Origin of the sequence: Palleniella muris (assembly GCF_004792655.1) — a bacterium.
Taxonomy (GTDB): Bacteria; Bacteroidota; Bacteroidia; order Bacteroidales; family Bacteroidaceae; genus Prevotella; species Prevotella muris_A.
Window position 1 is genome coordinate 1 of the sequence record NZ_SRZC01000032.1, and the last position, 12248, is coordinate 12248.

At 44.1% G+C, this 12248-nt stretch carries 9 protein-coding genes and 1 pseudogene; 3 read left to right on the forward strand and 7 right to left on the reverse strand.

What is annotated here, in order from left to right:
* Positions 1 to 552 precede the first annotated feature (552 nt).
* A pseudogene (locus tag E5358_RS15645) lies at positions 553 to 1577 on the forward strand (outer membrane beta-barrel protein).
* A gap of 296 nt (positions 1578 to 1873) precedes the next feature.
* Here the strand turns inward: E5358_RS15645 and rpmA are convergent.
* Both rpmA and rplU read right to left on the reverse strand, forming a co-directional pair.
* Positions 1874 to 2137: a 50S ribosomal protein L27 gene (gene rpmA / locus E5358_RS13960; protein WP_135940793.1), complete on the reverse strand. Its 264-nt coding sequence runs from the start codon at positions 2135 to 2137 to the stop codon at positions 1874 to 1876.
* Positions 2138 to 2157: 20 nt separating this feature from the next.
* Entirely contained in the window at positions 2158 to 2475 is a 318-nt protein-coding gene (rplU, locus tag E5358_RS13965; protein ID WP_135940794.1) for a 50S ribosomal protein L21, read from the reverse strand.
* A 526-nt stretch (positions 2476 to 3001) separates the two neighbouring features.
* On the opposite strand from rplU, the gene rd reads away from it, so the two are divergent.
* Positions 3002 to 3163 (forward strand): rubredoxin, encoded by a 162-nt coding sequence (rd, locus tag E5358_RS13970; protein ID WP_135940795.1) that lies wholly within the window; start codon positions 3002 to 3004, stop codon positions 3161 to 3163.
* Between the two features lie 100 nt (positions 3164 to 3263).
* Here the strand turns inward: rd and E5358_RS13975 are convergent, their stop codons facing one another.
* Both E5358_RS13975 and ppdK read right to left on the reverse strand, forming a co-directional pair.
* Entirely contained in the window at positions 3264 to 3584 is a 321-nt protein-coding gene (locus tag E5358_RS13975) for a heavy metal-binding domain-containing protein (protein ID WP_135940796.1), read from the reverse strand.
* Between the two features lie 131 nt (positions 3585 to 3715).
* Positions 3716 to 6436 (reverse strand): pyruvate, phosphate dikinase, encoded by a 2721-nt coding sequence (gene ppdK / locus E5358_RS13980; RefSeq protein WP_135940797.1) that lies wholly within the window; start codon positions 6434 to 6436, stop codon positions 3716 to 3718.
* 273 nt (positions 6437 to 6709) lie between these two features.
* Here ppdK and rlmD point away from each other — a divergent pair, with 273 nt between their 5' ends.
* Positions 6710 to 8167, forward strand: coding sequence for a 23S rRNA (uracil(1939)-C(5))-methyltransferase RlmD (rlmD, locus tag E5358_RS13985; RefSeq protein WP_135940798.1), 1458 nt, complete (start codon positions 6710 to 6712; stop codon positions 8165 to 8167).
* Between the two features lie 382 nt (positions 8168 to 8549).
* Here the strand turns inward: rlmD and E5358_RS13995 are convergent, their stop codons facing one another.
* The 3 genes from E5358_RS13995 to E5358_RS14005 all read right to left on the reverse strand — a co-directional run bounded on the left by E5358_RS13995 (position 8550) and on the right by E5358_RS14005 (position 12224).
* Positions 8550 to 8924 carry a hypothetical protein gene (locus tag E5358_RS13995; protein ID WP_135940799.1) on the reverse strand — a complete coding sequence of 125 codons (375 nt, stop codon included), beginning with the start codon at positions 8922 to 8924 and terminating at the stop codon, positions 8550 to 8552.
* A gap of 994 nt (positions 8925 to 9918) precedes the next feature.
* The gene (locus tag E5358_RS14000) at positions 9919 to 10488 is read right to left on the reverse strand and encodes a YdeI/OmpD-associated family protein (RefSeq protein WP_135940800.1); all 570 of its coding nucleotides are present in this window, start codon (positions 10486 to 10488) and stop codon (positions 9919 to 9921) included.
* 35 nt (positions 10489 to 10523) lie between these two features.
* Positions 10524 to 12224 (reverse strand): tetratricopeptide repeat protein, encoded by a 1701-nt coding sequence (locus E5358_RS14005; RefSeq protein ID WP_135940801.1) that lies wholly within the window; start codon positions 12222 to 12224, stop codon positions 10524 to 10526.
* Positions 12225 to 12248: the final 24 nt, after the last annotated feature.

Here is a 12248-nt window from a genome sequence, read left to right on the forward strand (position 1 = left end):
ATATTAAGGTTTGGTCACAATAATATAATAAACCTTTTGGAAAATACGCTGTATTTTTTGTATTTTAGCGAATCATTAACGAATATAAATTAGTTTGAACAAGTTCAATAAAAAAGACAAACAAACGTTATAAACAAAAATAAGCTATGTTTTTAATATGCGTAATTATTTGGCTTGTTGTCGGCATCCTCAAATGCTCGACAGGGCACGGAGACTTTGAATAAAAAATAGTAACAATAAAAACAAAATATTATGAAAAAGAAACAGCATTGTACATTTCTGATAACATAGAGTACATGCGTGAGAACGAAGCATACTGAGTGACAGTAGAAGCAACAGTTATAGTGGTTTGCATAATTTGTCAACCAACTATAAATACAAGGATTTTGAAATAGGTTGTGATTTGTCCTTCTATAAAGAGGAGGAAGACCAGGTTTTGGATTATACTGGTCACACTGGAATGAACGGGCTTTATCAGCAGAAGTTTTTTTTAAGACAAAAGCATATCTCAATAATGAGAATAACTTGCGTTTCGGAACATTGGAATATGGCATGGAATATGTTTATTCAGCAACCGACAATGCAAAACAGACGGTTGATGCGGATGATGGCAACAAGCCATTTGCATCGACACAGTGGGAATCAGCTTTCTCTTTTTATGTCGGTTTTAACAAACGCTTTGGTAAAAAGGGCTTAATCGGTGTTTCCGCTCAGGCTGAATATTTCAAATCAACTCTTGACAGTGTTCAAGTCAATAAGAGCAAAGTGCTGTGGAACACTTTCTCTGTGTATCCACGTGTGACATTCATGTATAAGCTCGGCAAATACGGCTCTATGCAATTTGCTTTAAGCAGTCAAAAACATTACCCGCCATATTGGGTTACTGCTTCCAACAGGACTGCAATAAACAACTATTGCTTCAACGAAGGCAATCCGGAACTGAAGCCATATACACGCTATTCGTTATTGCATTCAAAATATATTTTCGGAGCATTCTATGAGTATTGCAATGACTATTATACACAGCTGCTGACACAAAGTGATGATGAGCTTTCTGCCGTATATAAGTACTATAATATGGAGAGAAGTACGAAAGTCGGTGTAATGTCGGTGGTGCCAGTAAAATGGGGAACATCATTCAATATTCGTTTTACCGGGATGTTGTTGTCCATGTTTCAAAAAGGCAGGTAGAGGATTTTTCTTTTGAAAGGCAAAAACTATCGTCAAGAATTTCCATGGCAAATACGTTAAGTCTTATGCAGAACAAAATTGTCATGGAACTGTCCGGTTGGTATCAATTTCCTCTTGTTCAAGGAATCTATGATGTTGGTGCAATGTGTTCTGTTTCCATGGGCTTGGTTTGGCGAACCAATATAAAAGGTTTGTCATTCGCTGTCAAATATGAGGATGTTTTCGACACATACAGGATGAAGGTAAGCACTGATGTCAGTGGGCAAAAGTATGCATTCAAAAATAATGTGGATGAGCGTTGTCTGTCCATTAATGTCAAATACAATTTTAATGGATATAAAGGGAAAAACAAAGAAACAAGTACAGATGACAGGCTTGGGCTCTAAAGTTTTGCCGCTGTTAGCTCAGGCATATTGTTTTTGGCAATATGCCTGAGTCTGTGTCTATGCAGTAAAGTATTCCTTACAGTCTGTGTAAGCTGACCTTGAAGGCTCTATAAACTGTCATTGGAGGCTGCACAAGCAATGTTATAAGGCTGCACTTGCTCTTTCATGCCGATAAAGAAGAGTCCTTTGGATGATTCTATTTAAAAGCAAGAGACCTGCTCTTCGTGAGAAAAGCAGGTTCTTGTGTTTGTTTGGAATAAGTGTATTTTAATAAATACTATGTGTTTGGAGTTGGTTTATGCTTCTGCAGCAGGGATAACCGATACGACAGACTTGTCGTACTTTCCTCTGTGGAAATTAACTGTACCGTCTACGAGAGCGTAGAGAGTATCGTCCTTACCCTGTGCTACATTTTCGCCCGGGAAGTGCTTGTTACCGCGCTGGCGAACGATGATGTTGCCTGCGATGCACTTCTGACCACCCCAAATCTTGACACCGAGTCGCTGTGAAGCTGACTCGCGTCCGTTCTTAGAACTACCGACACCTTTTTTATGAGCCATTTCTAAAGTCCTCCTCTGATTTAAGCGATTACTGACTTGATAACAATCTCTGTGTACTGCTGACGGTGACCGTTCTTCTTGCGAGAGTCCTTGCGGCGCTTCATCTTGAACACGATTACCTTGTCACCCTTAACGAGTGGGTTGACAACCTCAGCTGTAACTTTCGCACCTTCTACGGTTGGTGCACCTACCTTGACTGCGCCGTCAGCATCTACGAGCAGTACTTTCTCAAACTCAACAGCCTGGCCTTCCTCAGCCTCCTTGATGTGCTGCACGAAGAGCTTCTTGCCCTCTTCAGCCTTGAACTGCTGACCGTTGATTTCTACAATTGCGTACATTGTTTAATTGTATTGTGAAATTATCGGATTTTCTCCGTAAGGCGTTCCACATCGTGCGGACACTTCATTGAGCCTCAGCGGATATAATCATTTGCTTGCGTCCGTGATGTATGAAGTTTTGTATCAAAAACGCAAAGCGGATGCAAAATTACTAAATATTCTTTGAATATTAGTTTTGTACTGCTTATTGTTCTTTATATTTAGTAAAGTTTAACATGGATTGCTGCATTCTTGCCTTTTGAAATCGCTGTAAATGAGGAATGAACATGCAGCGTGGGGTGTTTGTAGGCGGTGTGGTGGAGGTGATGTTTTTTAATTTTATATAACGGAAATGTTTTTGGGACGGTTATACAAAGATATTAAAAACAATATGATTAATGCTTAAATAATTTAGCGGTATGATTTTTTATGCTTACCTTTGCACCCGTAAAACATTCATGACGCAATGCCGAGGATGATAATTCTCTTTGAGTTTCTGCGCATGCTGTTGGAACTTTAGTATTAATCATTTAAAAACAACAAGGCTATGAAGAAGTACGTATGTGATGTATGTGGTTGGGTTTATGACCCAGAAGTTGGAGTTCCTGAGGCAGGTATCGCTCCTGGTGTACCATTTGAGGAATTGCCGGAGGATTTTGAATGTCCTCTATGTGGTGTAGGAAAATCCGAGTTCTCTGAGGAGGAATAATTTGATAGAAGAAAGCTTTTTTAGTGGAGGCTGTCCGGCTTTTGTAGCAGGGCAGCCTCCATTTCATTTTGTTTGGTAGTGGTCTGAAGGCAAATGGTTGTCAGTCAATGACCACGGCAGTGCCGCTTGTCGCAACCATGAGCATTGATGAGCTTTCGCCGATGGTTTCGTAGTCTACATCTATGCCGACAATGGCATTTGCTCCAAGTTGTGCTGCGCGCTGCTTCATTTCTGCCATTGATGTCTCGCGGGCTTCCATAAGCACTTTCTCATAACTGCCGCTGCGTCCGCCGACAATGTCGCGGATTGATGCGAAGAAGTCCTTCATGAAGTTTGCTCCGATAATAGTTTCTCCTGCCACAATGCCTTTGTATTCGCGTATTGTGTGGCCTTCGATTGTTGGTGTTGTTGTAAGTATCATAATACGAAATTTATTTTGTTGTTCGACATTTTATGGACGTATGTGTCTTTTTTTATAAACAAATCAGGTGGAAATATATACTGAAAACAGCATAGGATTTCCACCTGATTGGTTTATATTGATAATATTACTTATTCTTCAACAGCAGCCTGCGCCGCAGCAAGGCGTGCGATAGGCACGCGGAATGGTGAGCAAGAAGCGTAGTTCATGCCGACCTTTGCGCAGAACTTCACAGAAGAAGGCTCACCGCCATGCTCGCCACAGATACCTGTGCGAAGCTCAGGACGTACGGCGCGACCATTCTTGACAGCCATCTCTATGAGCTGGCCCACACCCTCCTGGTCAAGAACCTGGAATGGGTCAACCTTAAGAATCTTCTTCTCCATGTAAGCAGGGAGGAAGGATGCGATGTCGTCACGAGAGTAACCGTAGGTCATCTGTGTGAGGTCGTTAGTTCCGAATGAGAAGTACTGTGCCTCTTCTGCAATCTGGCTTGCTGTGAGGGCAGCACGTGGAATCTCAATCATTGTACCGATTTCAAACTCTACCTCGATGCCTTGCTCCTCAAACACTTCCTTGGCTGTCTTTGTGATGATAGCTTTCTGCTGCTTGAGCTCAAGTACGGTACCAATCAGAGGAACCATGATTTCAGGACATGGATTCTTGCCTTCCTTCTTCAGCTCGCAAGCGGCTGTGAGGATAGCGCGGGTCTGCATGGCTGTGATTTCTGGGAATGTGATGCCAAGGCGGCAGCCACGGTGACCGAGCATTGGGTTGTTCTCTGCAAGAGAGTTTACACGCTTCTGGATTTCAGTAACGCTTACACCCATTTCTTTCGCCATAATCTCCTGTCCTTCACGGTCATGTGGAACGAACTCATGGAGAGGTGGGTCGAGGAGACGGATGTTAACATGGAGTCCGTCCATGGCCTCGAGGATGCCCTTGAAGTCAGCCTTCTGGTAAGGGAGGAGTTTTGCAAGAGCCTTCTCGCGCCCGGCTACATCGCTTGCGAGAATCATCTCACGCATGGCGATAATCTTCTGTCCTTCGAAGAACATGTGCTCTGTACGTGTCAGACCGATACCTTTTGCACCGAACTCGCGTCCCATGCGTGCATCGTGTGGTGTGTCAGCGTTTGTGCGAACCTGGAGTTTTGTGTATTTGTCACAAAGTTCCATGAGTTCTTTGAAATCTCCAGAAAGCTCTGCTGCCTTAGTCTTCACTTCGCCTGCATAAACCTGACCTGTTGTACCGTTGAGTGAGATGTAGTCACCTTCTTTATATACAGTGCCGTCAATCTCAACAGTCTTAGCCTTATAGTCAACGTTGATTGCGCCTGCTCCTGATACACAGCACTTGCCCATGCCACGTGCGACAACGGCAGCATGAGATGTCATACCGCCACGTGCAGTAAGGATACCTTCTGCAGCAGACATTCCGGCGAGGTCTTCAGGTGAAGTCTCGATACGAACCATGATGACTTTGTGGCCGTCAGCATGCCATGCCTCAGCATCGTCAGCGTGGAACACAATCTGACCGCAAGCAGCACCCGGTGATGCAGGAAGACCCTGTGTGATGACCTTTGCCTTGGAAAGTGCGAGTTTGTCGAATACAGGGTGGAGAAGCTCGTCCAGCTTCTGTGGCTCACAGCGGAGGATAGCAGTCTTCTCGTCAATCATACCCTCATGGAGAAGGTCCATTGCAATCTTCACCATGGCAGTACCTGTACGCTTACCGTTACGTGTCTGGAGGAACCAGAGTTTGCCTTCCTGTACAGTGAACTCCATGTCCTGCATGTCGTGGTAGTGGTGCTCCAGCTTGTCCTGAAGAGCGTCAAGCTCTGCATAAAGCTCAGGCATAGCCTCTTCCATGGAAGGATACTTGGCAACGCGCTCCTCTTCAGAAATGCCGGCACGCTCAGCCCAACGCTGAGAACCAATCTTTGTAATCTGCTGTGGTGTGCGGATACCTGCCACAACGTCCTCGCCCTGTGCATTGATGAGATACTCACCATTGAAAAGGTTCTCACCGTTGCCTGCGTCACGTGAGAAGCAAACACCTGTTGCAGAAGTGTCACCCATGTTTCCGAATACCATTGCCATAACGGAAACAGCTGTTCCCCATTCGTCAGGAATACCTTCCATCTTGCGGTAGAGGATAGCGCGTTCGTTCATCCAAGAGCGGAACACAGCGCAGATAGCACCCCAAAGTTGCTCGATAGGGTCGTTAGGGAAATCAGCACCTGTCTGATCCTTAATGGCAGTCTTGAAGAGTGTTACAAGTCTCTTCAAAGAATCAACAGAGAGGTCCTTGTCAAGTTCTACGCCCTGCTCCTTCTTTACCTGCTCGATAATCTTCTCGAATGGGTCGATGTCCTCCTTGTTCTCAGGCTTCATGCCGAGAACCACGTCACCGTACATCTGTACGAAACGGCGGTAGGAGTCATATACGAAATGTGGGTTACCTGTCTTTCTGCACATGCCCTCTGCCACTTCGTCATTAAGACCAAGGTTGAGGATTGTATCCATCATACCAGGCATGGAAGCACGGGCACCGGAACGTACAGACACGAGGAGAGGATTCTCAACATCACCGAACTTTGACTTCATCAGTTCTTCTACGTGACTGACAGCAGCATTGACCTCATCCTTAAGAAGTTCAACGATTTTGTCCTGTCCGACCTCATAATATTCATTACAAGTATCTGTCGTAATAGTGAATCCCGGAGGAACAGGTACGCCGATGAGGTTCATTTCAGCAAGGTTGGCACCTTTGCCACCCAGCCTCTCACGCATCTGCGCATTGCCTTCCGCCTTACCATTGCCGAAGGTATAAACTCTTTTTTCGCTCATTGTGCTTGTAGGTTTTTGTTAGAATTAAATTATGTTAAGTTTATCTGAAATGCAAAAATACTAAAATTTGGAGGAAATGCCAAATTTTTAATAAATTTATTTGACATATTTTTAACCTTAATATTTATTTGCTATATATATTTGTTTATTTCTTGGAAAATTCGTAATTTTGTACCAAATTGGTTTTTCTGATTTGTGGCATATTCTGCCAAAAACAGAGGAGCGTGGTTTTATTGAAAACAACAGCAAAATAAATATAATAGTACATCTTTTATGTCAAGAAAGAAAAAAGCATTACCTGTACTTGAGAATATAACAATAGAGGACATTGCAGCGGAAGGCAAGAGCATTGTTCGTTGGAATGACATGGTGGTCTTTGTGCCGTTTTGTGTTCCGGGCGATGTGGTGGACTTGCAGATAAAGCGCAAGAAGCATTCTTATGCCGAAGCGGAAGTAATAAAGTTCCACAAGTACAGTGACATCCGTACAGAACCAAAGTGCCAGCATTTCGGTCTGTGTGGCGGATGCAAATGGCAGCAACTGCCATACGAGGAGCAGCTGAAGGCAAAGCAGAACCAAGTGATGCAGCAGTTGCGCCGCATAGGTCATGTGGAACTTCCTGAATGCAGCCCTATACTTGGCAGTGAAAAGATATTCGAGTATAGGAACAAACTTGAGTTCGGGTGCTCATGCAAGCGTTGGCTTACACGTGAGCAGATGTCTGAGAGCATCCCTTTCGAACCTGCAATAGGTTTCCATATCACCGGGGCATTTGACAAGATTCTCCCTATCGAAACATGCCACCTGATGGAGAGCCTTAACAATGAGATACGTAACCATATATATAGTTACGCGTGCGAGAACAATCTCACTTTCTTCAATCCACGCGAGCAGCACGGTCTGCTTCGCGACATGATGATACGCAATTCCAACACCGGCGAATGGATGTTCCTCATGCAGTTCGGTCCTTCCGAGCACGTTGCTCCTGCTGATGCGTATGCAGAGGCAGAGTCACAGAAGTTGTTTGACAAGGAGAAGGCGATGGCACTGCTTGACAGTGTGGCAGAGAAATTCCCTCAGATAACCTCGCTTCTTTGGGTGTATAACCCTAAGTGCAATGACACATTCGGTGACATGACTGTTAATGTTTTCAAAGGTAATGACCATATCTTTGAGGTTATGGAAGACCTTCGCTTCAAGGTGGGACCAAAATCCTTCTATCAGACAAACACCGACCAGGCGTACCACCTATACACTGTTGCGCGCAATTTCGCACAGTTGACAGGCAATGAGGTTGTCTATGACCTTTACACCGGAACCGGAACAATAGCCAATTTTGTGGCAAAGAAAGCCGGCAAGGTTGTCGGAATAGAGTACGTGCCGGAGGCTATTGAGGATGCGAAGGTCAACTCTTCTATAAACAACATAGGGAATACAGAGTTCTTTGCCGGTGACATGAAGGACATCCTTACATCTGATTTCGTGGCAGAGCATGGCAATCCTGATGTTGTCATCACCGACCCACCGCGTGCAGGCATGCACCCTGATGTCGTAAATGTCATCATCAATGCTGCTCCTAAGCGTATTGTCTACGTAAGTTGCAATCCTGCCACTCAGGCGCGCGACCTCCAACTTCTTGACGAGCACTATAAGGTCATGGCAGTGCAGCCGGTGGATATGTTCCCGCACACTCCTCACGTTGAGAACGTTGTGCTGCTGGAGAAAAGATAAAATCCGAACATAGGGTTACTACTCTGCAAGTGAGTAGTCACCCTATGTTTTTTGTTTGTTCTGCAAAATTTTAGTGTGGGTTAGACGACATATAGGCAATTTTATATCACTTTTCCTGAAATATTCTCCATACTGTGGAGAATATTAACATGGTCACATTACAAGCGCTTGATGCAAAAAGCCCGAACATTCTATCTGCAAGAAGCGTCGGAAGTGTGTAGCTACTTGTGGCTGAACACGATAGCTTAAAGCTATAATCATGTCAAGATTATAGTGGTATCTCTTACGCTTGATTTACTGTGCGCTTTGCTGACGAACTAATAAGGATTTCTTATGAATTCGATTTTCATCCACCTCATTGTTTACAGATATACTTGGAAAGTTAATATTTTAATATGTTTATGAACTCCGTTTTATTGATAATTCCACAAACTTTCAGAGCATTACTCTTAACGCACAAGTAATATGAATCATTGTGGTTTGCATAGAAAGAATATCCAATAAAACCAGACGAATAAAGCGACATCATATCTTCTTCTGCTGGGGCAATATAGTCAAAGTCTTCATCTAAGAAATATGCATCAGCAATGTTGCCTGGCATCAGTTTTACTACGGCTATTCTACCAGATGATACTCGCGCATATTCTGCTGCATATTGCAAATCATCTGTAATCCATGTGAAAGAGTGGCTATCTTTATTGCCAAAAATATCAAAATCAGAATTGTAGCCTCTAAAATAAACATTTTCGTTGGCCATTGTTTCTTGCATTCCACTAAGCCGTACAGACCAGGCTTGATTTTATATATGTGTTTAGGGGCGCGTTGTACTATAGCACGGATGGAAGCAAAAGGGTTTTTTGCTTTCCATTCGCATTCTGTTATTTTGAAAATATTGTGGTTAATCTGTGTTAGAGTGGCAGCTCCGCCTAAATGGCGGATAGTTTCTATTACTGCTTACTCTTGTGTCATCTTTTTAGACATATTCTTTTGCAATTGCCAATTTTAGGGTGTTAGCCAAACTACTCAATGCAAAGTTATACATTTTATATTAAGTTTCCAACAAAAATCCATTAATTTATTAATGAAATCATAAAAAAAATGTCCAAATTGGTCTGCGTTGAACAAATTTAGATTGTAATGTGTTAGAATCTTATTTGATAGGAGTGAAAAGATCTCCGACTCGTGTTGATGTCCTTCATTATCAGTGATTGGGAGTCATAGCATTCCGCATTTAGATATGCTGTTTAATAATTCTACAATAAGAAAACTCGCATCTTTTTAACACTATATTTCGCATATAAATAAATTTGTTGGCAAAAGTCGGAAATATTGCCAGAATTTTTGTATTTTTTAATCAACTTGTAATCAGCGATATACGCAAACTGTCTCGTCGTTGATGTTTGTGCGGATTGCAAAAGATAGCGCTTTGCATGGTGAATAGTATCTTTTTACAGTACAAAAGATAATGGGTTGTAAGGTGATTCGTTACCTTTTACAGTGGAAAACGTATATTTTGCAGTTGTATGTTGTGAAAATGGTGGAGAAAAGCATGGATTTTCATATTACAAAGCCTGTTTTGCGTGTTTTATAAGAGTGATAATAAGAAAACTCAAGGGATTTTGTTTGTCAAAATTTTGCCTTGATTTTAACAGATGGAATAGAAATAACAGTGGCTCATATCCTATCCGATGCAGTGAGAAATACATGCAGATAATAGAATATGAGCCACTGTTTGGATGTGGTATCTGATGTCAGTAGTCAAGCAAACGGCCGCAGTCGTGCCAGTCGCCAATCATTTCGCCTTTGATGGAAGCCTCAATGAGCTTGTTCAGTCGGCTACGAAAAAGGGTGGGATTTGCCGCTACGCGCCGGATGTTGTCAATCCTTACGCGCTGGTAGAGTGGGGGCATTGCCATGAAATTCTCCCATGCAGGGGATACGGATTGGAAGGCTTCGACAATCTCAGGCGTTATTTCAAACTCAGCGTTCAAGTTCGGACATACCTTTCTTCCGTTGTCAGTCATAAGTCCGAGCTTCTCCAATCGGCGACAACGCTCCTTGTTCAGTTCCGTCCAACTGCTTGATTTTGCCCGTGGGCTGAAACGCTGCAACGCCATGCCGTCCACTTTCTTCCAAGTGGAGTCTATCCAACCAAAACAAAGAGCTTCTTCAACAGCATCGAGATACCACAACATGTCCTTTGGAGGAGTCTTGCCTCGCTTCACGGCAATCCAGCATTCGCGTTCTGTCGCATGGTTGGCAGCAAGCCATTTGCGGAACTCACTGCGCTCGTTGATGTCCAGCAGATTTGAAATAGTCATGTAACTGTTTGTATGTGCCTTGCCAAATGGACGTGTTACTTGTATTTCTTAATCAGTTCATCCGCTTGCGGATAGCCGAGTGAACGCGCCTGTTCAAGATTGAGCAAGCCCTCATGCTTCTTTTTTTGGTTACACTGTGCCACTCCAAGTACTGCATAAGCCTCGGCAGTCTTGTCATTGATGATTATGGCACGGTTGGCATCGGCAATGGCATCATCGTACATGCGCAGGCGGAGTTTCAGTGAAGCACGCTCACAATAGTATACTTCGTTGCCCGGCATCAAGTCGATAGCCTTTGAAATGTCGTCCAAAGCCATTTGGTACACTCGTGCCTCGCGCTCGCACAGGAAGCGGTTGTAATAGAATTCCGGTGCAAGTCGTGTGCCCACCATGAGCTTCTCGTACAGGTTATAGTCAAGCATGGCTTTGCGATACTGTCCCTGTTCCTGATACATTGCGCCACGCCGGAAGACGTAAGGTGCAGACTGGAATGTCAATGGTTGCGGGCAAGCGGCTATGACACTGTCCATTGCTGCCATGACCTCCTCAGTCGGAGCACCGGAAGCCTGCTTGCACAGCATGGCATTGAACATATTGTCCGCCCCTCCGATGACAGTTTCCTGCAGCTGCATATAGATATTGTAAGCCTCTTCATATTTCTTTTGTGTGAAGAGGACTTTCGCCTGCTGCTGCAGGTACACCGGAGCATTTTCTATCTGATAAGCTGTTTTTGCCTCCTGCAAGGCTTTGTCAAGTGACCAGGCAGGGTAGGGAGTATCAGGCAAAAGTGTCTCTTTGGCAAGTATAAGGTTGCTGTAAGAATAGTGCGCCTCAGCCTTGTTCTCAGCAGTTGCTATTGCTTTCTGCATGTCAGCGTCAGCAAGTGCAACCTCTTTTTCTGCAAGGTATATCCGTGCACGTGCCTCATAGCCGTCGTTCTTGTCAGGGAAAGCGGTGATAAACTGCTCGACAACGGCTTTGTATGCCTCGCCTTTCTTCTGCTGGGCGGCAAGGAAGAGTGCAAGTTGCGCGTCCTTGTAGTCGGCAGGGAGCACGGCAGGGATGTCGGACTGCGCCAACAATGAGGCTTGTGTGCCCACGGGCTGATATTTGAAATCCGTAGGGAACAGTGCACTGATGGCGTTGACCGTTCCGCCCTTCACACCTTCTTGTATGAGAGCCACGATTTCTCCTTTATCGCTGATTACGGGGCAGAAATCAATGTCATCAGGTGCTTGGAGGCTGAGGATGTAGAACGGATATTCTTTGGCGGCACTGTTGCCTTCTGCCGGTTTTGAGAATGTCTCTATTTTTGTTACGGAAGAGTGTAGAAGGCGTTGCTTCTTTACGCCATAGCATGCAAGCCACAGATTGGATTTTTCAGGAGATGTGGCTGTTGCTATCTCAGCTTTCGGTGTTGCACCTTTAACGCGGAATTTGCAGACATCATAAAGTTCGTTTGCTCCAATCAATCCGTCGATGTCATATTTTTTACCGTTGGCATCTATGACAACAGCCTTGCTTGCTCCGACGAAAGGTGTCCACTGGGTTACGGCTTCACCTTGTCCGTTTGTAAAGACACCATGAGAAGTTGCCAACGGTGTGCCGTCAGCTTTGAAAGTATTGATTGAAAATACAGCTTGTGCCGCCTTTTTAACCTGTGCATTTTGTGCCAAGATTGTGCTTGTATGGAACAAAACGGCAAGCAGGATTAATATGTATGATGACTTTCTCATTTTTTTTGTATTCTGTTTGTTATG

Excerpts from the sequence above, each read along its gene's own strand:
- rpmA (WP_135940793.1), bottom strand. The coding sequence starts at position 2,137 with ATGGCTCATAAAAAAGGTGTCGGTAGTTCTAAGAACGGACGCGAGTCA.
- rplU (WP_135940794.1), bottom strand. The coding sequence starts at position 2,475 with ATGTACGCAATTGTAGAAATCAACGGTCAGCAGTTCAAGGCTGAAGAG.
- rd (WP_135940795.1), top strand. The coding sequence starts at position 3,002 with ATGAAGAAGTACGTATGTGATGTATGTGGTTGGGTTTATGACCCAGAA.
- E5358_RS13975 (WP_135940796.1), bottom strand. The coding sequence starts at position 3,584 with ATGATACTTACAACAACACCAACAATCGAAGGCCACACAATACGCGAA.
- ppdK (WP_135940797.1), bottom strand. The coding sequence starts at position 6,436 with ATGAGCGAAAAAAGAGTTTATACCTTCGGCAATGGTAAGGCGGAAGGC.
- rlmD (WP_135940798.1), top strand. The coding sequence starts at position 6,710 with ATGTCAAGAAAGAAAAAAGCATTACCTGTACTTGAGAATATAACAATA.
- E5358_RS13995 (WP_135940799.1), bottom strand. The coding sequence starts at position 8,924 with ATGGCCAACGAAAATGTTTATTTTAGAGGCTACAATTCTGATTTTGAT.
- E5358_RS14000 (WP_135940800.1), bottom strand. The coding sequence starts at position 10,488 with ATGACTATTTCAAATCTGCTGGACATCAACGAGCGCAGTGAGTTCCGC.
- E5358_RS14005 (WP_135940801.1), bottom strand. The coding sequence starts at position 12,224 with ATGAGAAAGTCATCATACATATTAATCCTGCTTGCCGTTTTGTTCCAT.